The following is a 19213-nucleotide window of genomic DNA, read 5'->3' as shown; positions in this document are numbered from 1 at the left end:
TCCTGCCACGACTGAGCGCATGAGCCAACGCATTCGGGTGCGTGCACGAAACTGGTCTAGACCTGTGGCTATCGCAGGTTCGGCACGCTCAGCGGCTGTTTCAGAAGCTGTTCGTCGCAGTTGTGGCCCGCGCCGCCACGATCCACCACCAGGAAACGGCCAGGATGCTGCAGGCATAGCAACGGGTGGTGCCAGGTGCCGCGGGCATAGTTCACGCCCTGGTCTGGCGCACTGATGAACGCACGTATTTTCGACTCGTCCAGTTCCCCGGGCGGAGCGACCACGATCAGCATGCGCCCGCCGTCGACCGGATAGAACGCCTGGCTGCCCAGCGGATGGCGTTCGAGCATGCGGATGGCGATGGGGGCATGCCAGGCCTTGCCTTCGAACAGGTTGACCAGGGTACGCGGCGCCTCGCCGGCCAGCTCCACCTGAGCCAGGTCGTGGTAGCGCGTGGTGGTGCCGGCGTTGATCGCGAAGGCGTTGGCGCCGGCTGTTTCGATCACGTCGCCGAAGGGCGCGAAGGCCTCGCGGGTCAGTTGCTCGACCGGCAGCGGTAGTGGCGCTGGCGCGTTCACAGGTTCACCGAGCCGATGAAGTTGCGCAGCTCTTCGGTTTGCGGGGCAGCGAACAAGGCTTTCGGGTCGCCGATCTCGTGCACCTTGCCCTGGTGCATGAACACCAGCTTGTCACCGACTTCGCGGGCGAAGCGCATCTCGTGGGTGACCATGATCAGGGTCATGCCCTCGCTGGCCAGTTGCTTGACCACCGCCAGCACCTCGTTGACCAGCTCCGGGTCGAGCGCCGAGGTAATCTCGTCGCACAGCAGCACTCGTGGCGACATGGCCAGCGCGCGGGCGATGGCCACACGCTGTTGCTGGCCGCCGGACAGGCGCTCGGGGTAGGCGTCGAACTTCTCTTCCAGGCCGACGCGTTCGAGCATTCCCCGGGCGATTTTTTCGGCTTCGGCGCGTGAGGTCTTCTTCACCACCTGCGGCGCCAGCATGACGTTCTCGCCGACGGTCAGGTGCGGGAACAGGTTGAACTGCTGGAACACCATGCCGACTTTCTGTCGCACGCTGCGCAGGTCGGCGCGTGCGGCATCGATGTACTCGCCGTCGACTTCGATCACGCCATCGTTGATCGATTCCAGGCCGTTGAGGGTGCGCAGAAAGGTGCTCTTGCCCGAGCCGCTGCGGCCGATGATGGCGACCACTTCGCCTTCTTCGACCTTGAGGTCTATGCCCTTGAGCACGTGGTTGTCGCCGTAGTACTTGTGCAGGGCGGTGACGTTAAGCAGTGACATTCAGCCTCCTTTCCAGGCGGTATGCGGCGAGCGAGAGCGGGTAGCAGAGCAGGAAGTAACCGAGAGCGACGAAGCCGTAGACCATGAAGGGCTCGAAGGTGGCGTTGGCCAGCATGCTGCCGGTCTTGGTCAGCTCGGTGAAACCGATGATCGAGGTCACCGCGGTGCCCTTGACCACCTGCACGGAGAAACCGACGGTGGGGGCCACGGCGATGCGCAGCGCCTGTGGCAGCACCACATGGCGCAGGGTTTCCAGGCGGCTCATGGCCAGGCTTGCGGACGCCTCCCACTGGCCACGGCTGATCGACTCGACGCAGCCGCGCCAGATCTCGGCGAGAAAGGCGCTGGTGAACAGCGTCAGTGCGGTGGCTGCAGCCAGCCAGGGCGACACGTCGAGGCCGAGCAGGGCGATACCGAAGAACACCAGGAACAACTGCATCAGCAGCGGCGTGCCCTGGAACAGTTCGATATAGCCACGGGCGAGAATGCGCGGCGCCGATAACGGCGATAGCCGCGCCAGCAACACCAGCAGACCGGCGATGCCGCCGCAGACGAAGGCCACCAGTGACAGCAGCAGCGTCCATTGCAGGCCGGTCAGCAGATTGCGCAGGATGTCCCAGAGGGTGAAGTCCATCAGCGCTCTCCCATGATGAAACGGCGGCCGACCCAGGCCAGCAACTGGCGAATCCCGATGGCCATGACCAGGTACAGCGCCGTGGTCAGCAGGTAGGTTTCGAAGGCGCGGAAGTTGCGCGACTGGATGAAGTTGGCGGCGAACGACAGCTCCTCGGTGGAGATCTGCGAGCACACCGCCGAACCCAGCATGACGATGATGATCTGGCTCGACAGCGCCGGCCACACCTTGCCCAGCGCCGGGCGCAGCACCACGTGGCGGAACGTCTCGAAGCGGCTCATGGCCAGTGCGCTGGCGGCTTCGAGCTGGCCATGAGGGATGGCCTGGATGCCGGCGCGGATGATTTCCGTGGAATAGGCGCCTAGGTTGATCACCATGGCCAGCACGGCGGCCTCCCATTCGCTCAGGCGCACACCGAGCGACGGCAAGCCGAAGAAGATGAAGAACAGCTGGACGATGAACGGCGTATTGCGGATCAGCTCCACGTAGACGCCGAATATCCGGTCGAACGGGCGGATGCGCCAGGCGCGCAGTATCGCCCCGACGATGCCGAGACCGACCCCCAGCAGGGTGCCGATCGCCGTCAGCGCGAGGGTGAAGGCCGCGCCCCGCAGCAGCAGATCGCTGTGCTGCAGGACGGCGGCGAAGTCGAACTGGTACGCCATGGCTCAGTTCTCCGCGCGGCTCAGAGGCCGGCCGGCAGCGGTTGCTTCAGCCATTTCTGGCTGAGCGCTTCGAGGCTGCCGTCGGCCTTGGCGTCGGCAATGATGGTGTTGACCTTGTCCAGCAGTGCGGCCTGGTTCTTGTTCACGCCGACGTATACCGGCGAGTCCTTGAGCTTGAGCTTCATGCTCGGCACGCGCTTGGGGTTCTTCTCGGAGATGGCCACCATCACCACGTTGCCGCTGGCAATCAGCTCGACCTGGCCGGAGAGGTACGCGGCGATGGTCGAGTTGTTGTCCTCGAAGCGCTTGATGGTGGCGCCTTTCGGGGCAACGTTGCTCAGCTCGATGTCCTCGATGGAGCCGCGGGTGACGCTGATGGTCTTGCCATTCAGGTCGTCGAGGCCGGCGATGGCGGCGTCTTCCGGGCCGAACACGCCGAGGTAGAAGGGCGCGTAGGCGGCGGAGAAGTCGATCACTGCTTCACGCTCGGGGTTCTTGCCCAGGCTGGATATAACCAGGTCGACCTTGCCGGTGGTGAGGAAAGGGATGCGGTTGGTGCTGTTGACCGGGGTCAGCTCCAGCTTCACCGCCAGCTTGTCGGCCAGCAGTTGCGCGGTATCGATATCGAGGCCGCGCGGTTTCATGTCCGGGCCGACCGAGCCGAACGGCGGGAAATCCTGCGGTACGGCGACTTTCAGTACGCCGGCCTTGCCGATGTCTTCGAGCGCATCGGCGTGAACGGTGCTGGCGCCGAAGGCCAGGGCGGTGAAGAGGGTACCCAGCAGTGTGCGGTGAAAGGTGCGCATGTCGAACTCCCGATCAATAAAGGAAAACTCAAGCGTTTTGCTTGGGTCATGCACTGCATCGCCTGTGCCAGGTTCAGGGAAGTCAGGGCTTTCATCGCTACAGGCGAGTGAGGGCAAGGTCTTACTGGTCTGAACAGTTGGCGTTGCTGACCAGGTGGTCAGAAGCGCTTCTGTGCCATCTCGGTGCGTTCTGCTGCCAGGCTGTACCACAAGGGTGCGTTGCTTGCCTGGAGGGTCATTCAGGCCTTACAAAGGCGGCTTCACTGGACTGACCGGCCCGAACAGCCATGAATGCTTTTGCTCCCCGTGCGGTACCCGAGTACGCCCTGCAGGCGATCCGCCGTTTGATCGAAGAGGAGGGCTATCGCCCCGGTGATGCGCTGCCTTCGCAGCGCGACCTGGCCGAACGTCTGGGGGTCAGCCGTGCCTCGCTGCGCGAGGCGCTGTCATCGCTCAGCGCGCTGGGCCTGGTCAGCGTGCAGGCCGGCAAGGGCGTGTTCGTCCAGCAGGCACCGAGAGGGGAGGCGGCCGGTGCTTTCGTCTGGCCGTTCGCTGCTCAGGTATCCGCCGCCGACACCTTTCAGTTGCGCTTCGCTCTGGAGGGCTTCGCCTGTGGCCTGGCGGCCGGAGTGATGACCGCCGAGGAGCTGGACATCCTCGAAGACAACGTCGAGCAGATGCGCCGTGAGCTGCGCGCGGGCGATTTCGCGCAGGCGACACGCCTGGACTTCGAGTTCCACCAGCGCATCCTCGCCGCCAGCGGCAACCAGGCGATGTTCGCCCTGGTGACTTCCAGTGCGGACATTTTCCTGGAAAGTCAGAAGCTGCCGTTCATCCGACCGGAGCGGGCGATGGAAACCTGGCAGGAGCACCGCAAGATTCTCAAGGCCCTGGCCCGGCACGCCGCCGGGCCGGCGCAGAAGGCCATGCAGCAGCATATCCGCGCCGCTGCGCTGCGCACCGGCATCGCATTCGCCACACTTGGCGATTGAGGCGTACATTAGCGACCATTGAAAGGCTCAATCGTCAGCGCCTTTCGGTGTCACTCAAGCCGGGCTATGATGGCGCCACTTTTTTTGCTTCCGAATATACGGAGACCCCTCATGAGCGAATTCATCACCAACGTCAGCGACGCCAGCTTCGATCAGGACGTCATTCAGGCTGAGGGTCCGGTTCTGGTCGACTATTGGGCTGAGTGGTGCGGCCCGTGCAAGATGATCGCACCGGTGCTCGACGAGATCGCCAAGGACTACCAAGGCAAGCTGAAGATCTGCAAACTGAACATCGACGAAAACCAGGAAACCCCGCCGAAGTACGGCGTGCGTGGTATCCCGACCCTGATGCTGTTCAAGAACGGCAACGTCGAAGCGACCAAGGTCGGCGCACTGTCCAAGTCGCAGCTGGCTGCGTTCCTCGACAGCAACATCTGAGTCGAGTGCACTGGAAAACCCCGCCATATAGCGGGGTTTTTCGTTTTCGGGGCTAGACGCTGTTTTTTCACGGTGTTAAATTCGGCCTCGCTGCATCTTCCTATGCAGCTCTCTGCATGCCGTCGCCGATTCATTCCTATACGAATTCGTTCGCGATCCTGTCGCCTTCTCTGCGGCGCGGCCTCTCAAGCTAACAGCTTTCTTCTCCTCTCGATGATCACGTCATTCCTATGAATCTGACCGAACTCAAGCAAAAGCCGATTGCCGAATTGTTGGACATGGCCGAACAAATGGGCCTGGAAAACATGGCCCGTTCGCGCAAGCAGGACATCATCTTCGCCCTGCTGAAAAAGCATGCCAAAAGTGGCGAGGAAATTTCCGGTGACGGCGTGCTGGAGATTCTCCAGGACGGTTTCGGCTTCCTTCGCAGCGCCGACTCCTCCTATCTGGCCGGCCCCGACGACATCTACGTCTCGCCCAGCCAGATCCGTCGTTTCAACCTGCGTACCGGTGACACCATCGTCGGCAAGATCCGTCCGCCGAAGGAAGGCGAGCGTTACTTCGCCCTGCTCAAGGTCGACAGCATCAACTTCGATCGCCCGGAAAACGCCAAGAACAAGATCCTGTTCGAGAACCTGACGCCGCTGTTCCCCAACGAGCGCCTGACCATGGAAGCCGGCAACGGCTCCACCGAGGACATCACCGGCCGCGTGATCGACCTCTGCGCGCCGATCGGCAAGGGCCAGCGCGGCCTGATCGTCGCCCCGCCGAAGGCGGGCAAGACCATCATGCTGCAGAACATCGCCTCGAACATCACCCGTAACAACCCGGAAGTGCATCTGATCGTTCTGCTGATCGACGAGCGCCCGGAAGAAGTGACCGAGATGCAGCGCACCGTGCGCGGCGAAGTGGTCGCCTCCACCTTCGACGAGCCGCCGACCCGTCACGTTCAGGTCGCCGAGATGGTGATCGAGAAGGCCAAGCGTCTGGTCGAGCACAAGAAGGATGTGGTCATCCTGCTCGATTCCATCACCCGTCTGGCCCGTGCCTACAACACCGTGATCCCGAGCTCCGGAAAGGTGCTCACCGGTGGTGTCGACGCCCATGCCCTGGAGAAGCCGAAGCGCTTCTTCGGCGCCGCGCGCAATATCGAGGAAGGCGGCAGCCTGACCATCCTCGCCACCGCGCTGATCGAAACCGGCTCGAAGATGGACGAGGTGATCTACGAGGAGTTCAAGGGCACCGGCAACATGGAGCTGATCCTCGACCGCCGTGTGGCCGAGAAGCGCACCTTCCCGGCGATCAACATCAACAAGTCGGGCACCCGTCGCGAAGAGCTGCTGACCGGCGAGGAAGAGCTGTCGCGCATGTGGATTCTGCGTAAGCTGCTGCACCCGATGGACGAAATCGCCGCCATCGAGTTCCTGATCGACAAGCTGAAAGCGACCAAGACGAACGACGAGTTCTTCCTGTCGATGAAGCGCAAGTAAGAGGATCTACTGCGCGAAGGTGATGCTGCGTTAAAAACAGACTCAAGATGCTCATGTACAGTCGTACACTCCGCTCTCTCACCTGTTTTTGCCTTGCCTGACCTCCGCTCGCTACGATCCGATTGCAGTGCCACAAGGCCGGGGAAACCCGGCCTTGTCGTTTCTGCCGGCTTCAAGCCTTCTGAAAGACCCACTTCGGCGCTAAACTTTGCGCCCCGACTCCAGCCCGCCTGACACGAGGCTCCTGCATGCAGTATCGCGATCTGCGCGACTTTATCCGTGAACTGGAAAAGCGCGGTGAACTCAAGCGCATCCAGACGCCGGTATCGCCCGTTCTGGAAATGACCGAAATCTGCGACCGCACCCTGCGCAAGGGCGGCCCGGCCTTGCTGTTCGAGAAGCCAACGGGCTTCGATGTACCGGTGCTCGGCAACCTGTTCGGCACGCCAAAGCGCGTGGCCCTGGGCATGGGCGCGGAGGATGTTTCCGAGTTGCGCGAGATCGGCAAGCTGCTGGCCTTTCTCAAGGAGCCGGAGCCGCCGAAGGGGCTCAAGGACGCCTGGAGCAAGCTGCCGATCTTCAAAAAGGTCATTTCCATGGCGCCCAAGGTGGTCAAGGATGCGCCTTGCCACGAAGTGATCGAGGAGGGTGACGACGTCGACCTGGGCAAGTTGCCGATCCAGCACTGCTGGCCGGGCGATGTGGCGCCGCTGATCACCTGGGGCCTGACCATCACCAAGGGACCGAACAAGGAGCGGCAGAACCTCGGTATCTACCGCCAGCAGGTGATCGGCCGCAACAAGGTGATCATGCGCTGGCTCAGCCATCGCGGCGGCGCTCTGGATTACCGCGACTGGTGGCAGAAACATCCGGATAAACCCTATCCGGTGTGCGTGGCGCTCGGCGCCGACCCGGCGACCATTCTCGGCGCCGTCACGCCGGTGCCCGATACCCTCTCCGAATACGCCTTCGCCGGTCTGTTGCGCGGTCATCGCACCGAGCTGATCAAGGCGGTCGGCAGTGATCTGCAGGTGCCGGCGAGCGCCGAAATCGTCCTCGAGGGCGTTATCCATCCGGGCGAAACCGCGCCGGAAGGCCCCTACGGTGACCACACCGGTTACTACAACGAGGTCGACACCTTCCCGGTGTTCACCGTCGAGCGCATTACCCGTCGCCGCGAGCCGATCTACCACAGCACCTACACCGGCCGGCCGCCAGATGAGCCGGCGATTCTCGGCGTGGCGCTGAACGAAGTGTTCGTGCCGATCCTGCAGAAGCAGTTCCCAGAGATCACCGACTTCTACCTGCCACCGGAAGGGTGCTCCTACCGCATGGCGGTGGTGACCATGAAGAAGCAGTACCCGGGTCACGCCAAGCGCGTGATGCTGGGTGTGTGGTCGTTCCTGCGACAGTTCATGTACACCAAGTTCGTTATCGTCACCGACGACGATATCAATGCACGGGACTGGAACGACGTGATCTGGGCGATTACCACGCGCATGGACCCCAAGCGCGACACGGTGATGATCGACAACACACCGATCGACTACCTCGACTTCGCCTCGCCGATCTCCGGCCTGGGCTCGAAGATGGGCCTGGACGCCACCCACAAGTGGCCGGGTGAAACCAGCCGCGAATGGGGCCGCGCGATCGAGAAGGATCCGGCCGTGGTGGCGCGTGTTGACGCGCTGTGGAGCGAGCTGGGAATCGATTGATGAACGTCACCCTGCAACCTTCCGGCGTCACCCTGGCGCTGCAGCCGGGCGAGCGCATCCTCTATGGCGCTCGCCGTCTGGGCTACGACTGCCCGCAAAGCTGCCGCAACGGCAACTGCCATATCTGTGCTGCCTTGCTGGTGGAAGGGCGAGTGCGCCAGGGCGATGTCGAACTGGATCATGGCGAGTTGTTCACCTGCCTGGCCGAACCGCTGGAAGACTGCGTGCTGCACTGGGACGGCGTGCTGGCGCCGGGCGAATTGCCGGTGCGCGAGCTGAGCTGTCAGGTGATCGATTGTCGGGAAGTGGGCGGCGACGTGTTCCGCGTGCGCCTGCGCACCCCGGCCGGCAAGGCGCCGCGATACCACGCCGGGCAATACCTGCTGCTGCAGCGACCGGACGGCGAGATGGCGGCCTTTTCCATGGCCTCGGCGCCGCATTCCGGACGTGAGCTGGAGCTGCATATCCTCGCCCGTGAGGACAGCAGCATTGCCCTGCTGGAGCATCTGCGCATCAGCGGCATGGCCCGCGTGCAGATGCCCTACGGCGATACCCATCTGGCCGATCTGCCCGGTGGCCCGCTGGTGCTGATCGCCGCCGGTACCGGCATGGGCCAGATGCACAGCCTGATCGAACACTGCCGCGCCAGCGGCTTCGCCCACCCGGTGCACCTGTACTGGGGCGCGCGTCGGCCCGAGGACTTCTACGAGCTGCCGCACTGGGCCGAGTGGCAGCAACTGGACAATCTGCACCTGCACCAGGTGGTCAGCGACCAGTGTGGCTGGCAGGGCCGTTGCGGCCTCTTGCACGAGGCCGTGCGCCAGGATTTCCCCAGCCTCAAGTCGCTGCACGTCTACGCCAGCGGCTCACCCGCCATGGTCTACGCCACGCTCGATGCACTGGTCGAAGCGGGGATGGATGCGTACCAGATGCGCGCCGACGTATTCGCCTACGCGCCGCGGAGCTGAATGAAGAAGCCGCCCTTGGGCGGCTTCTTCTGTCACGGTGCCGAGCGCGCTGTCAGCGGACGGTCACCACCAGCTTGCCCACCGCCCTGCGCTGGCCCAGTGCATTGATCGCTTCGCCGCCGCGTTCCAGCGGGAAGGTCTGCGACACCAGCGGCTTGAGCTTGCCCTCGGCGTGCCAGGCGAAGAGCTGCTGGAAGTTGGCTGCGTTGTCCTGCGGCTGGCGTTGGGCGAACGAGCCCCAGAACACGCCGACCAGCGACGCACCCTTGAGCAGTGGCAGGTTGGCCGGCAGAGCCGGGATGCCGCCGCCGGCGGCAAAACCCACCACCAGGAAGCGGCCGTTCCAGCCGATGCTGCGGAAGGCTTCCTCGAACAGCGCTCCGCCCACCGGGTCGTAGATCACGTCGACGCCCTGGCCGTTGGTGAGTTTCTTCACCTCGTCCTTCAGGCTCTGCTCGCTGTAGTTGATCAGTTCGTCGGCGCCGGCATTACGTGCCACTTCCAGCTTCTCGGCGCTGCTTGCCGCGGCGATTACCCTGGCACCCATGGCCTTGCCGATTTCCACCGCGGCCAGGCCGACGCCGCCCGAGGCGCCGAGCACCAACAGGGTTTCGCCGGGCTGCAGGTTGGCGCGTTGCTTGAGGGCGTGCATCGAGGTGCCGTAGGTCATGCCGAAGGCGGCCGCGGTGGTCAGGTCCATGCTCTTGGGCACCGGCAGCACGTTGTAGGCCGGCACGGCGACTTCTTCGGCGAAGCCGCCCCAGCCGGTCAGCGCCATCACCCGGTCACCGGCGCGCAGGTGGCTGACCTTCTCGCCAACGGCCTTGACCACGCCGGCTACTTCACCGCCCGGGGCGAAGGGGAAGGGTGGTTTGAACTGGTATTTGCCTTCGATGATCAGCGTGTCGGGGAAGTTGACCCCGGCGGCCTGCACCTCGATCAGCACCTCGTTCTTTTTCGGTTCGGGGCTTGGCAGGTCTTCCAGTACCAGGGTCTCGGCGGGGCCGAAGGCTTTGCACAGCAGGGCTTTCATGAAGGTCATTCCTCTTGCAGGGTGCCATGCAGTGTAGAAAGCGCCTGCCGTGGGTCAACGAGCATGCCCATGCCTGATAGGTCGGCATAAGCGCCGGGCTTGGGTGCTGGCGTGGGGATGGCTATGCTAGGCACATCCCCGATGGAGTGCCGAACGTGAAACTGTTGACCGCCCTGCTGCTGAGCCTGTCGATCTGCCTGCCTGCCCTGGCCTCTTCGGAGAAGAAGGAAGAGGCGCCTACGACGATTTATCACAACCTGTTTCCGGCGCTGATCGGCAATCTGGCGGATCAGGGCAACCGCCTCAAGTTCTTCAAGGCCGATGTGTCGCTGCGAGTCACCGGCACCGAAGCCGAGGAGAAGCTCAAGCAGCATGAGCCGCTGATCCGTCATCAGATGGTGATGCTGTTCTCGGCCCAGACCAGCGAGACCATCAATGCCCCCGATGGCCGTGAGAACCTGCGCCTGGAAGCGTTGAAGAAGGTGCAGGACGCGATCAATGGCGAAGAGGGCAAGCCCATCGTCGAAGACTTGCTGTTCAACAATCTGATCATTCAGTAGCGGCGAATTCTCTTGGCGTTCGGACGCTGTGTTAGCGGTGAGGGTAAAAGCGATTCGCGGCTGAAGCCGCTCCTACATGTTGTTTAGGCCATCTGTGCCAGGGTCTTGCGAAAGCGGGTGAGCGCCGCGACGAAGAACAGCGCGCCGATGCCGGCAATGGCCAGCATGTACGGCCAGACGATAGCCAGCCCGGCGCCGCGATAGAGAATGGCCTGGGCCAGCGCGACGAAATGGGTGGTCGGCGCCGCCAGCATAATCTGCTGTACCAGCTCCGGCATGCTTTCGCGCGGGGTGGTGCCGCCGGAAAGGATCTGCAGCGGCAACAGCACCAGGATGATCAGCAGGCCCAATTGCGGCATCGAGCGCGCCACCGTGCCGAAGAAGATGCCCATCGAGGTGGTGGCGAACAGGTGCAGCGCCGCGCCGGCCAGGAACAGCGCGATGGAACCCTCGATCGGCACCTGCAGCCAGCCTTGTACCACCAGCAGCAGCGACAGCGCCGCAGCTGTGAGCACCACCAGCCCCATCGACCAGACCTTGGCCAGCATGATTTCCAGCGGCGTCACCGGCATCACCAGCAGGTGTTCCACGGTGCCGTGCTCGCGCTCGCGGATCAGCGCCGCGCCAGTGAGGATGATCGACAGCATGGTGATCTGGTTGATCACCTCCATCACCGAGCCGAACCAGGCGCGCGTCAGGTTGGGGTTGAACTGTATGCGCAGCGCCAGTTCAGCCGGCTGCTGCAGCTCGCCACGGTAGCGGCGGACGAACTCGGCCACCTCGCTGGCGCCGATGTTCTGGATATAGCCGGCACCGGTGAAGGCCATGCTCACCTGGGTGGCATCGACGTTGAGCTGGATCGCCGGGCTGCGGCCGGCGAGCACGTCGCGCTGGAAGTTCGGCGGAATGTTCAGGGTGAAGGTATAGCGCCCGGAATCCATGCCGCGATCCATCTCGCTCAGATCGATGCGCTCCGGCGTACGGAAATAGGGCTCCTGAAAGGCCTGGATGAGGCGCTCGGAGAGCTGCGACTGGTCTTCGTCGACCACGGCGATGGCGGCGTTGTGCAGGCTCTCCGGCATGCTGGTGGCGGCGGAGTAGATGCCCATGCTGAAGGCCCAGAGGATCAGCAGCACCAGCGCCAAGTCATGCTGCAGGCTGCGCAGCTCCTTGATGCCGAGGTGCAGGATATTGGCCAGGCGTTCCATCAGACCTCCTGTTTGCGCAGCAGGCTGGCGCTGAGCAGCGTCAGCAAGGGGATGGTCAGCGCCAGGGTGAGGAAGTAGCCGACCAGGTCATGGAATTCGAGCGCCTTGGAGAACAGCCCGCGGCTGATCACCAGAAACTGCGAGGTGGGGTAGAGCTGGCCAACCAGCGCGCCGAAACCTTCCAGCGAGGCCACCGGGTAGATCAGCCCGGAGAACTGGATGGCCGGCAGCAGGGTGGCGATGGCGGTGCCGAACACCGCGGCGATCTGGCTCTTGGTGAAGGTCGACATCAGCAGGCCGAGGCCGGTGGCGCAGGCCAGGTAGAGCAGGGCGCCTGCCAGCAGGGTCAGCGCGTTGCCCTTGAGCGGTACGTCGAACACGGTCACCGCCAGCAGTACCAAAAGGACGAAGTTGAACAGGCCCAATGCAATGTAGGGCAGCTGCTTGCCGAGCAGGAACTCCAGGCGGGTGACCGGCGTGACGTAGAGGTTGATGATCGAGCCCAGCTCCTTCTCGCGCACTACGCCCAGCGCCGTGAGCATCGCCGGGATGAGCATCAGCAGCAGCGGAATCACCGCCGGCACCATGGCCTTGAGGCTCTCCACGTCCGGGTTGTAGCGGTAGCGCACTTCCAGGGTGGCGGCGCTGGTCGCCTGGGGTTGCGGCGAGCGCCGCGCCAGCTCCGCCAGGTAGTGCTGGTGCAGGCCGCTGACGTAGCCCTTGATGGTCTCGGCGCGGGTCGGCATGGCGCCGTCGATCCACATGCCGATCTGCGGGGCGGCGCCGCGCTTGAGGTCGCGGCCGAAGTGCGGCGGGATTTCCACTGCCAGGCTGATGTCGCCGTTGCGCAGGCGCCGCTCCAGCTCGGCGTAGTCGCGCAGCGGCGGCTTCTCCAGGAAGTAGCGCGAGCCGGACAGGTTGAGGTGGTATTCCTGGCTGGTGGTGGTCTGGTCGCGATCGAGCACGGCGAAGGTCAGGTCTTCCACGTCCAGGCTGATGCCGTAGCCGATGATGAACAGCAGCAGCACCGTGCCGAGCAGCGCCATGCTGCCGCGGATCGGGTCGCGGCGCAGTTCCAGCGCTTCGCGCCGGGCGTAGCTGAGCAGGCGGCGCAAACTGAATAGCTGGCGCTGCGGTGGTGGTGCCTGTTCAAGCGGCGGCGCCTCGCTGGCGGGCTGTTGGCCAACCGCCTCCTGCAGGTAGGCGATGAAGGTGGCTTCGAGGCTATCCAGCCCGCGTTTTTCCATCAGGCCTTGCGGCGTGTCGCTGTCGAGTACCTTGCCGGCGTGCATCAGCGAGATGCGATCGCAGCGCTGCGCCTCGTTCATGAAGTGGGTGGAGATGAAGATGGTCACGCCGTCCTGGCGCGACAGGTCGAGCATCAGCTGCCAGAAGCCGTCGCGGGCGACCGGGTCGACGCCCGAGGTGGGCTCGTCGAGGATCAGGATCTCCGGCTTGTGGATCACCGCCACGGCCAGCGACAGACGCTGGCGGATGCCCAGCGGCAGGCGCTCGGGAAGCATGTCCATGACCTCGCCGAGGTCGAAGCGTGCGGCCATCTGCGCCACGCGTGGTTCGATCTCCTCGGTCGGGACATGGAACAGTTGCGCATGCAGCACCAGGTTCTGCCTTACGGTCAGTTCGCCATACAGGGAGAACGCCTGGGACATGTAGCCGACCCGCTTGCGCGTGGCCATGTCGCGAGGGTCGACGGCCTGGCCGAACAGCAGCGCCTCGCCCTCACTGGCCGGCAGCAGGCCAGTGAGCATCTTCATGGTGGTGCTCTTGCCGCAGCCGTTGGAGCCGAGAAAACCAAAGATCTCGCCACGGCGGATGCGGAACGACACCGAATCGACGGCGACGAAATCACCGAAGCGCATGGTCAGGCCCTTGGCCTCGATGGCGATCTCGTTGCTGCCATGCAGGGGCGGAATCACCACCTGCTGATGGTCGCGTCGGCGTTCCTCCGGCAGCAGGGCGATAAAGGCCTGCTCGAGGCTCGCGCTGCTGGTGCGTGCACGCAGGTCGGCCGGGCTGCCTTCGGCCAGCACGTGGCCGGCATCCATGGCCACCAGATGGTCGAAGCGCTCGGCTTCCTCCATGTAGGCCGTGGCCACCAGCACGCTCATCTGCGGGCGCTGCGTGCGGATGCGCGCGATCAGTTCCCAGAACTGGTTGCGCGACAGTGGGTCGACGCCGGTGGTCGGCTCGTCGAGGATCAGCAGATCCGGGTCATGGATCAGCGCGCAACACAGCCCCAGCTTCTGCTTCATGCCGCCGGACAGCTTGCCCGCCGGGCGCTCGCGAAATGCAGTCATGCCGGTGCTGCGCAGCAGATCGTCGATGCGTCGCTCGCGCTCGGCAGCGTCCTGGCCGAACAGGCGGCCGAAGAAGTCCAGGTTCTCGAACACCGACAGCGTGGGATAGAGGTTCTTGCCCAGGCCTTGCGGCATATAGGCGATATGTGGGCAGACGTTGCGCCGGTGGCGAGCATCGGCCATGTCGCCACCTAGCACCTCGACCTGGCCGTCCTGAATCTTGCGCGCGCCGGCAACCAGCGCCAGCAGGCTGGATTTGCCGACGCCGTCCGGGCCGATCAGGCCGACCATGCAGCGCGCCGGCAATTGCAGATCAATGGCGTCGAGGGCGTGGGTCTGGCCGTAGCGCAGGCCGACGCCGGCCAGGCGTGCGACCGGCGTGCTCATTGCGGAACCTTGATCGCCAGGTGCGCGGGCCATTCGGCGTCGGGGTCGAGGCGCAGATAGGCCATACCCGGTACGCCGGTCTTGACCTGCTGTAGATGCTTGCTCAGCAATTCGGGGTCGATGCGCGCCTTGACCCGGAACATCAGCTTCTCGCGTTCGCTGGCGGTTTCCACGGTCTTCGGCGTGAACTGGGCGACGCTGGCGACATAACTGACCTTGGCCGGGATCACGTATTGCGGCGCAGCGTCGATCACCAGGCGTACCTCGCTGCCGAGGGCGACGCGACCGGCCTGGCGCTCGGGCAGGAAGAAGGTCATGTAGACGTCGGTGAGATCCACCAGGTTGAGCAGCTTGCCGCCGGCACCCAGCACTTCGCCGGGTTGTGTGACGCGATACTGCACGCGACCGGCACGCGGCGCCTTGAGCAAGCTGTCATCGATGTCCACCTGCAGGCGCTCGACGCTGGCACGGGCGGCCTCGGTCGCCGATTGCGCTTCGATGGCCTGCGATTGCGCGGCGGCGATACCGGCCTCGGCCGAGCTAACCTGAGCGCGCGCGGCGGCCAGCGCAGCCTCGGCACTCTGCAGGCGGGCCAGATCGTCATCCAGCGTCTGCTGAGGCAGGGCGTTGCGCTTGACCAGGGTGGCGCTGCGCGCGTGACGTTTGCGTGCGGCATCCAGCTCGGCCTGGCGCTGGCGCACCACGGCTTCGGCAGCCAGCTTCTCGCTTTGGCGCAGGCTGATCTGGCTGGCGGCGGTGGTCTGGCCATTCTCGGCCTGGCGCAATTGGGCGCGGGCCTGCGCCAGTTGGGCCTCGAGCACCTGAGTGTCCATGCGCGCGAGAACCTGGCCTGGCTCGACGAAGTCCCCTTCGTCGACCTCGATGTTGGCAACGCGCCCGGCCAGCTTGGTGGCCACATCCACTTCGGTGGCTTCGATGCGTCCGTTGCCGCTGGCGAAGCCCTCGCCCAGGCCGTTCGGGCGCAGCTGCCACCAGGCTGTGGCAGCCAGTAGGGCGACGGCGGCAGCGAGCAGAACGGCCTGGCGAGATGTGATGTTGATCATTTCGGCTTCCCTGTTGAACCCCGGTTGCGGAGTTTTCACGACCTGTCGATTGTCTGCCGAATGGGCCTCAGGTGGCTTGATGCAAGTCAAGCACGGGCGGCTGCCACAGGCAGGTGCGGTTACGCCCTTCATGTTTGGCACGGTACAGCGCCTGATCGGCCTGGGCGAGCAATTCGCCTGGCTGTTCGTTAATCACCGGATCCACTACGGTGATGCCGATACTCAGGGTCAAACGCCCCAGCGGACTGCTTGGGTGCTTGATATCCAGGCTGGAAACCGCCGCATGGATGCGTGCGGCGACCTGCTCGGCGCCCTCCTGATGGGTGTTGACGAGGATGATGGCGAACTCCTCGCCGCCGTAACGGCAGGCGGTGTCGCCTTCGCGGTTCAGGCTTTCACGCAGGGCTGCACTGACCCGGCGCAGCGCATCGTCTCCGGCCTGGTGGCCGAGGGCGTCATTGTAGGCCTTGAAGTGGTCGATATCCAGCATTAGCAGTGCAATGGGCGCACCGAGCCGGCGCAGCCGGCGCCATTCCGATTGCAGCTGCTGGTCGAAGTAGCGCCGGTTGAACAGCCCGGTCAGGCCATCGACCTGCGAAAGCCGCTGCAACTGCGCTTCCAGCTGCAGCCGTTCGCTGTTGTCGCGCGACACCGCGATCAGGTACTCGCGGCCGCCCAGCTCGACCAGTTGGGTGTTGATTTCCGCCGGCTGGCGAGTGCCGTCGCGGCGGATCAGCTCGCGCTGGAAGATCCGCGAGAGGTTGTCGCGCTGCGCCTGGTGAGCCTGCTTGAGCCAGCGATGGAAGCCCGGCATGAGCTTCTCGGGATCGTCGCGCAGCAGCTCGGCGAACTGCTCCGGGCGGTAGCCGAGCGTGGCGTAGGTGGCGTGATTCATGTGCAGCAGCTCGCGGCTTTCACTGTCGAAGATGAACAGGCCGTCATGGCTGGAGTCGGTCAGGTCGAGTACCAGTTGCAGGCGTTCACGGTTCTCGCGCAGGCGCTGTTCGGTCTCTTCGCGGCGCTCGGCCTCCTGCCTGAAACGCCGGTTGGCCAGCTGCAGGGCATGGGCTCGGCGGCTGTTTTCCAGGGCCAGGGCCAGCGCGGCGACCAGCAGCAGGCCGATCGCCAGGCTGGCGCCGAGCACGACGCCGGGCAAGGGTGTTTCCAGTTGGTTGAGCAACCGTGCAGTAGGGCTCAGGCGCAGGCTGAAGCCCTGGTTGTTGAGCAGACTCAGGCCCAGTTGCAGGCTGTGCCGTTCATCGGCGTCTGCTGCGCCGTGGCGGAACAGGCTGGTGCCGTTCTCCAGCAGTTCGAGATTGAATTCTTCGCGGTCGATCTGGGCAAGCAGCTCCTGCATCAGCGGCTCGACGCGAAAGACGCCCTGAAGAAAGCCGTCGAAGAGCCTGATCCCATCCTGCTCGCGGTAAAGCGGTGTGTAGAGTATGAAGCCGCGGCCGCCCTGGACCAGCTCGAAACTGTTGGAGAAACGCTGCTCGCCGGTCTGGCGGGCGTCCATGGCCAGTGGGTAGTTGGGATGCTCCGGAAACAGCTGAAAGTTCAGCGCCGCTTCATTGCCGGGCACCGGTAGCAGCCAGCGCATGCGCAGATCCGCACCGACCCACTGGATCGACTGGTAGGCGGGAAAATCGCGGAGTACGCGTTCCACCTCCTCCTCCCAGCTGGCATGTAGCAGGCGGCCCCGGTCATTCCACAGCCGGGCGATGCGCCCGAGGCTGGCCACCTCCAGGTGCAGCGTGCTTTCCAGCTGGCGTGCCAGGCTGCGGGCCTGGTACCCGACACGCTCATCGACGCGCTGCTGTTGCACGCTCTCGATCTGCCGCCAGAGCAATACGCTGGCGCAGCTCAGCACCAATAGCAGGAAGGCCAGCGCAAGACGCGCTGGCCAGGCGGAGGATGCCGGCATGGAGAACTCCCTGGGCTCTGTGTGGGTGATAGCACAGTGCCGTGTTCCGCTCAACGCATGGCGAGAATTGCCGTCCATTCGGCTTCGGTCACCGGCATGACCGACAGGCGGCTGCCGCGCTGTACCAGCGCCAGGTCGGCGAGCAGCGGATTGTTCTTCAACTGCTGAAGCGTCAGGACGTCATCGAAGGCTTCGACGAACTCAACATCCAGGGCGCTCCAGGGATTCTTCTCGGGGCTGGCCTTGGGATCGTGGTAGTGGCTCTGCGGGTCGAGCGCGGTAGGGTCCGGGTATACCTCGCCGGCAATGCGTGCGATGCCGGCGATACCGGGTTGCGGGCAACTGGAGTGGTAGAAGAAGAACAGGTCGCCCCGTTGCATCGCCCGCATGAAGTTGCGCGCCTGGTAGTTGCGCACACCATCCCAGCGCGCTTTGCCCAGTCGCTGCAGATCATGAATGGACAATTCATCGGGTTCGGACTTCATCAGCCAATAAGGCATGAACTTTGCTCCTGCGAATTTGTCGGTAAGCGAACGCTCGTTTGAGCGAAATCTCCGACGGTCGGTTGGCGCCAGAAATTGCGCCGTGCCTCGTGCTGGCGGAAAATGCCCGGCTAAACGCTTGGCGCCGTCATGTTGTACACAACAATAACGCGCGACCAACGCGCGCATTGCCTTGAAGGGGGAGGCAATAGATGAAACGCAAGCCAGATCTTTTGTGGGTTCTCGTTGTACTGTTCAGCCTGGGTGTGGTTACCACGGGTTACACCCAGAGCCTTTGGGAGCGCCAGAGCGACGCTCCGGTCAATGTAACGCAGCAGCCTTGAGTCGCGGGTTGCCAGCGTAAGCACCGCAGGGAGCGCGGTGCCGCATCGCTCGTCTCAATACCACGCCCTGTCCGTCACCGTCGCCCGCAAGGGCACGTCCCAGCTGGCCATCGCCAGCTCGTCCACTCGCTGACACTCATGCGCCAGGCCCAGGAGTGTCGGCATGTGCCAATTTTTGCGCCTGCGCAGATAGGCCAGGCCGCGGTCGTAGAACCCGCCGCCCATGCCCAGGCGCCCGCCACGATCATCGAAACCCACCAGCGGCAGCAGCACCAGGTCCAGGGCCCAGACCCTGCGTTGGCGTTTGGGCTGCGGGCGCGGTTCGAGGATGCGAAAGCGATTGCCCGCCATTTTCTCGTGCCGGGTGACCTGCTGGAAGACCATCTTGGTGCGCGGCCAGGCGCTGAGTACCGGCAGGTAGGTGCGCTTGCCGCGTTTCTGCGCGGCGGCCAGCAGCGGCCGCGGGTCGATCTCGCCATCGTTGGGCAGGTACAGCGCGATATGTCGGGCACGGCGAAATGCCGGGCTTTGCGCCAGCTGTCTGTACAGGTTGCGCGCGGCAATGCGCTGCTGACTGCGGCTGAGCGCACGGCGACGCTGGCGCAGCACGCGGCGCAGTTGCGGGCGACTGAGTGGGGCGGAGGTGGTCATGAGCGCAGGATGAAACGAGGGAGGTAGCGCTGGCTACCGGGGGAAAGGGTGACTTCCCAGCGTGCCGCTGTCGGTTTAGCCCTTGAACCCGAAAGTTCAAGGTGGAGGTTGCAGGAGGCGTTAAGGCTTTCCGTCAGGCGGATATGCACACCTGCCCCAACATGCAACCCCCGTGGTTGTGCGTATCGGCTCAGGGACATCCCCGACTGGCGCACACCCCAGGAAGTG

At 64.2% G+C, this 19213-nt stretch carries 18 protein-coding genes and 1 other RNA gene; 6 read left to right on the top strand and 13 right to left on the bottom strand.

What is annotated here, in order from left to right; all coding sequences use genetic code 11:
• Positions 1-68: 68 nt before the first annotated feature.
• Genes OEG79_RS19575 through OEG79_RS19555 form a run of 5 tightly spaced genes read right to left on the bottom strand, consistent with a single transcriptional unit; the run spans position 69 to position 3411 of the window.
• The gene (locus OEG79_RS19575) at positions 69-578 is read right to left on the bottom strand and encodes an ureidoglycolate lyase (RefSeq protein WP_264146598.1); all 510 of its coding nucleotides are present in this window, start codon (positions 576-578) and stop codon (positions 69-71) included.
• Complete coding sequence (locus OEG79_RS19570; protein ID WP_264146597.1) at positions 575-1306, bottom strand: amino acid ABC transporter ATP-binding protein; 732 nt, start codon at positions 1304-1306, stop codon at positions 575-577. The genes OEG79_RS19575 and OEG79_RS19570 overlap by 4 nt, the downstream gene beginning before the upstream one ends.
• Positions 1293-1943, bottom strand: coding sequence for an amino acid ABC transporter permease (locus OEG79_RS19565; protein ID WP_264148754.1), 651 nt, complete (start codon positions 1941-1943; stop codon positions 1293-1295). The genes OEG79_RS19570 and OEG79_RS19565 overlap by 14 nt, the downstream gene beginning before the upstream one ends.
• A complete protein-coding gene (locus tag OEG79_RS19560) occupies positions 1940-2605 on the bottom strand; it encodes an amino acid ABC transporter permease (RefSeq protein WP_264146596.1) in 666 nt (221 codons plus the stop codon). The genes OEG79_RS19565 and OEG79_RS19560 overlap by 4 nt, the downstream gene beginning before the upstream one ends.
• A 20-nt stretch (positions 2606-2625) precedes the next feature.
• Complete coding sequence (locus OEG79_RS19555; protein WP_264146595.1) at positions 2626-3411, bottom strand: transporter substrate-binding domain-containing protein; 786 nt, start codon at positions 3409-3411, stop codon at positions 2626-2628.
• A gap of 287 nt (positions 3412-3698) precedes the next feature.
• On the opposite strand from OEG79_RS19555, the gene OEG79_RS19550 reads away from it, so the two are divergent.
• The 5 genes from OEG79_RS19550 to OEG79_RS19530 all read left to right on the top strand — a co-directional run bounded on the left by OEG79_RS19550 (position 3699) and on the right by OEG79_RS19530 (position 9014).
• Positions 3699-4403, top strand: coding sequence for a FadR/GntR family transcriptional regulator (locus OEG79_RS19550; RefSeq protein ID WP_264146594.1), 705 nt, complete (start codon positions 3699-3701; stop codon positions 4401-4403).
• Between the two features lie 111 nt (positions 4404-4514).
• Positions 4515-4841: a thioredoxin TrxA gene (gene trxA, locus OEG79_RS19545; protein WP_004373332.1), complete on the top strand. Its 327-nt coding sequence runs from the start codon at positions 4515-4517 to the stop codon at positions 4839-4841.
• Between the two features lie 230 nt (positions 4842-5071).
• Positions 5072-6331: a transcription termination factor Rho gene (gene rho, locus OEG79_RS19540; protein WP_264146593.1), complete on the top strand. Its 1260-nt coding sequence runs from the start codon at positions 5072-5074 to the stop codon at positions 6329-6331.
• A 248-nt stretch (positions 6332-6579) separates the two neighbouring features.
• On the top strand, positions 6580-8046 hold the full coding sequence (gene ubiD / locus OEG79_RS19535; RefSeq protein WP_264146592.1) for a 4-hydroxy-3-polyprenylbenzoate decarboxylase: 1467 nt from the start codon (positions 6580-6582) through the stop codon (positions 8044-8046).
• Positions 8046-9014: a CDP-6-deoxy-delta-3,4-glucoseen reductase gene (locus OEG79_RS19530; protein ID WP_264146591.1), complete on the top strand. Its 969-nt coding sequence runs from the start codon at positions 8046-8048 to the stop codon at positions 9012-9014. Before ubiD ends, OEG79_RS19530 begins: the two co-directional genes overlap by 1 nt.
• 52 nt (positions 9015-9066) lie before the next feature.
• Here the strand turns inward: OEG79_RS19530 and OEG79_RS19525 are convergent, their stop codons facing one another.
• Positions 9067-10047: an NADPH:quinone oxidoreductase family protein gene (locus OEG79_RS19525; RefSeq protein WP_264146590.1), complete on the bottom strand. Its 981-nt coding sequence runs from the start codon at positions 10045-10047 to the stop codon at positions 9067-9069.
• Between the two features lie 155 nt (positions 10048-10202).
• Here OEG79_RS19525 and OEG79_RS19520 point away from each other — a divergent pair, with 155 nt between their 5' ends.
• Positions 10203-10607: a flagellar basal body-associated FliL family protein gene (locus tag OEG79_RS19520; protein WP_106735092.1), complete on the top strand. Its 405-nt coding sequence runs from the start codon at positions 10203-10205 to the stop codon at positions 10605-10607.
• Between the two features lie 83 nt (positions 10608-10690).
• Here the strand turns inward: OEG79_RS19520 and OEG79_RS19515 are convergent, their stop codons facing one another.
• The 7 genes from OEG79_RS19515 to ssrS form a co-directional block, all read right to left on the bottom strand.
• Positions 10691-11815, bottom strand: coding sequence for an ABC transporter permease (locus OEG79_RS19515; RefSeq protein ID WP_264146589.1), 1125 nt, complete (start codon positions 11813-11815; stop codon positions 10691-10693).
• Positions 11815-14520, bottom strand: a complete 2706-nt coding sequence (rbbA, locus tag OEG79_RS19510; protein WP_264146588.1) for a ribosome-associated ATPase/putative transporter RbbA — start codon at positions 14518-14520, stop codon at positions 11815-11817. The genes OEG79_RS19515 and rbbA overlap by 1 nt, the downstream gene beginning before the upstream one ends.
• Positions 14517-15584 carry an HlyD family secretion protein gene (locus OEG79_RS19505; RefSeq protein ID WP_264146587.1) on the bottom strand — a complete coding sequence of 356 codons (1068 nt, stop codon included), beginning with the start codon at positions 15582-15584 and terminating at the stop codon, positions 14517-14519. The genes rbbA and OEG79_RS19505 overlap by 4 nt, the downstream gene beginning before the upstream one ends.
• A gap of 67 nt (positions 15585-15651) precedes the next feature.
• A complete protein-coding gene (locus OEG79_RS19500; protein WP_264146586.1) occupies positions 15652-17508 on the bottom strand; it encodes a diguanylate cyclase in 1857 nt (618 codons plus the stop codon).
• 50 nt (positions 17509-17558) lie between these two features.
• Complete coding sequence (locus OEG79_RS19495; protein WP_264146585.1) at positions 17559-18008, bottom strand: EVE domain-containing protein; 450 nt, start codon at positions 18006-18008, stop codon at positions 17559-17561.
• Between the two features lie 380 nt (positions 18009-18388).
• On the bottom strand, positions 18389-18985 hold the full coding sequence (locus tag OEG79_RS19490; RefSeq protein ID WP_264146584.1) for a 5-formyltetrahydrofolate cyclo-ligase: 597 nt from the start codon (positions 18983-18985) through the stop codon (positions 18389-18391).
• A gap of 49 nt (positions 18986-19034) precedes the next feature.
• Positions 19035-19213, bottom strand: a non-coding RNA gene (ssrS, locus tag OEG79_RS19485) — 6S RNA.

Origin of the sequence: Pseudomonas sp. Z8(2022) (genome assembly GCF_025837155.1) — a bacterium.
GTDB lineage: Bacteria > Pseudomonadota > Gammaproteobacteria > Pseudomonadales > Pseudomonadaceae > Aquipseudomonas.
The sequence above is the reverse complement of the archived record's forward strand: the minus strand, read 5'-3'. Positions and strand labels throughout refer to the sequence as shown.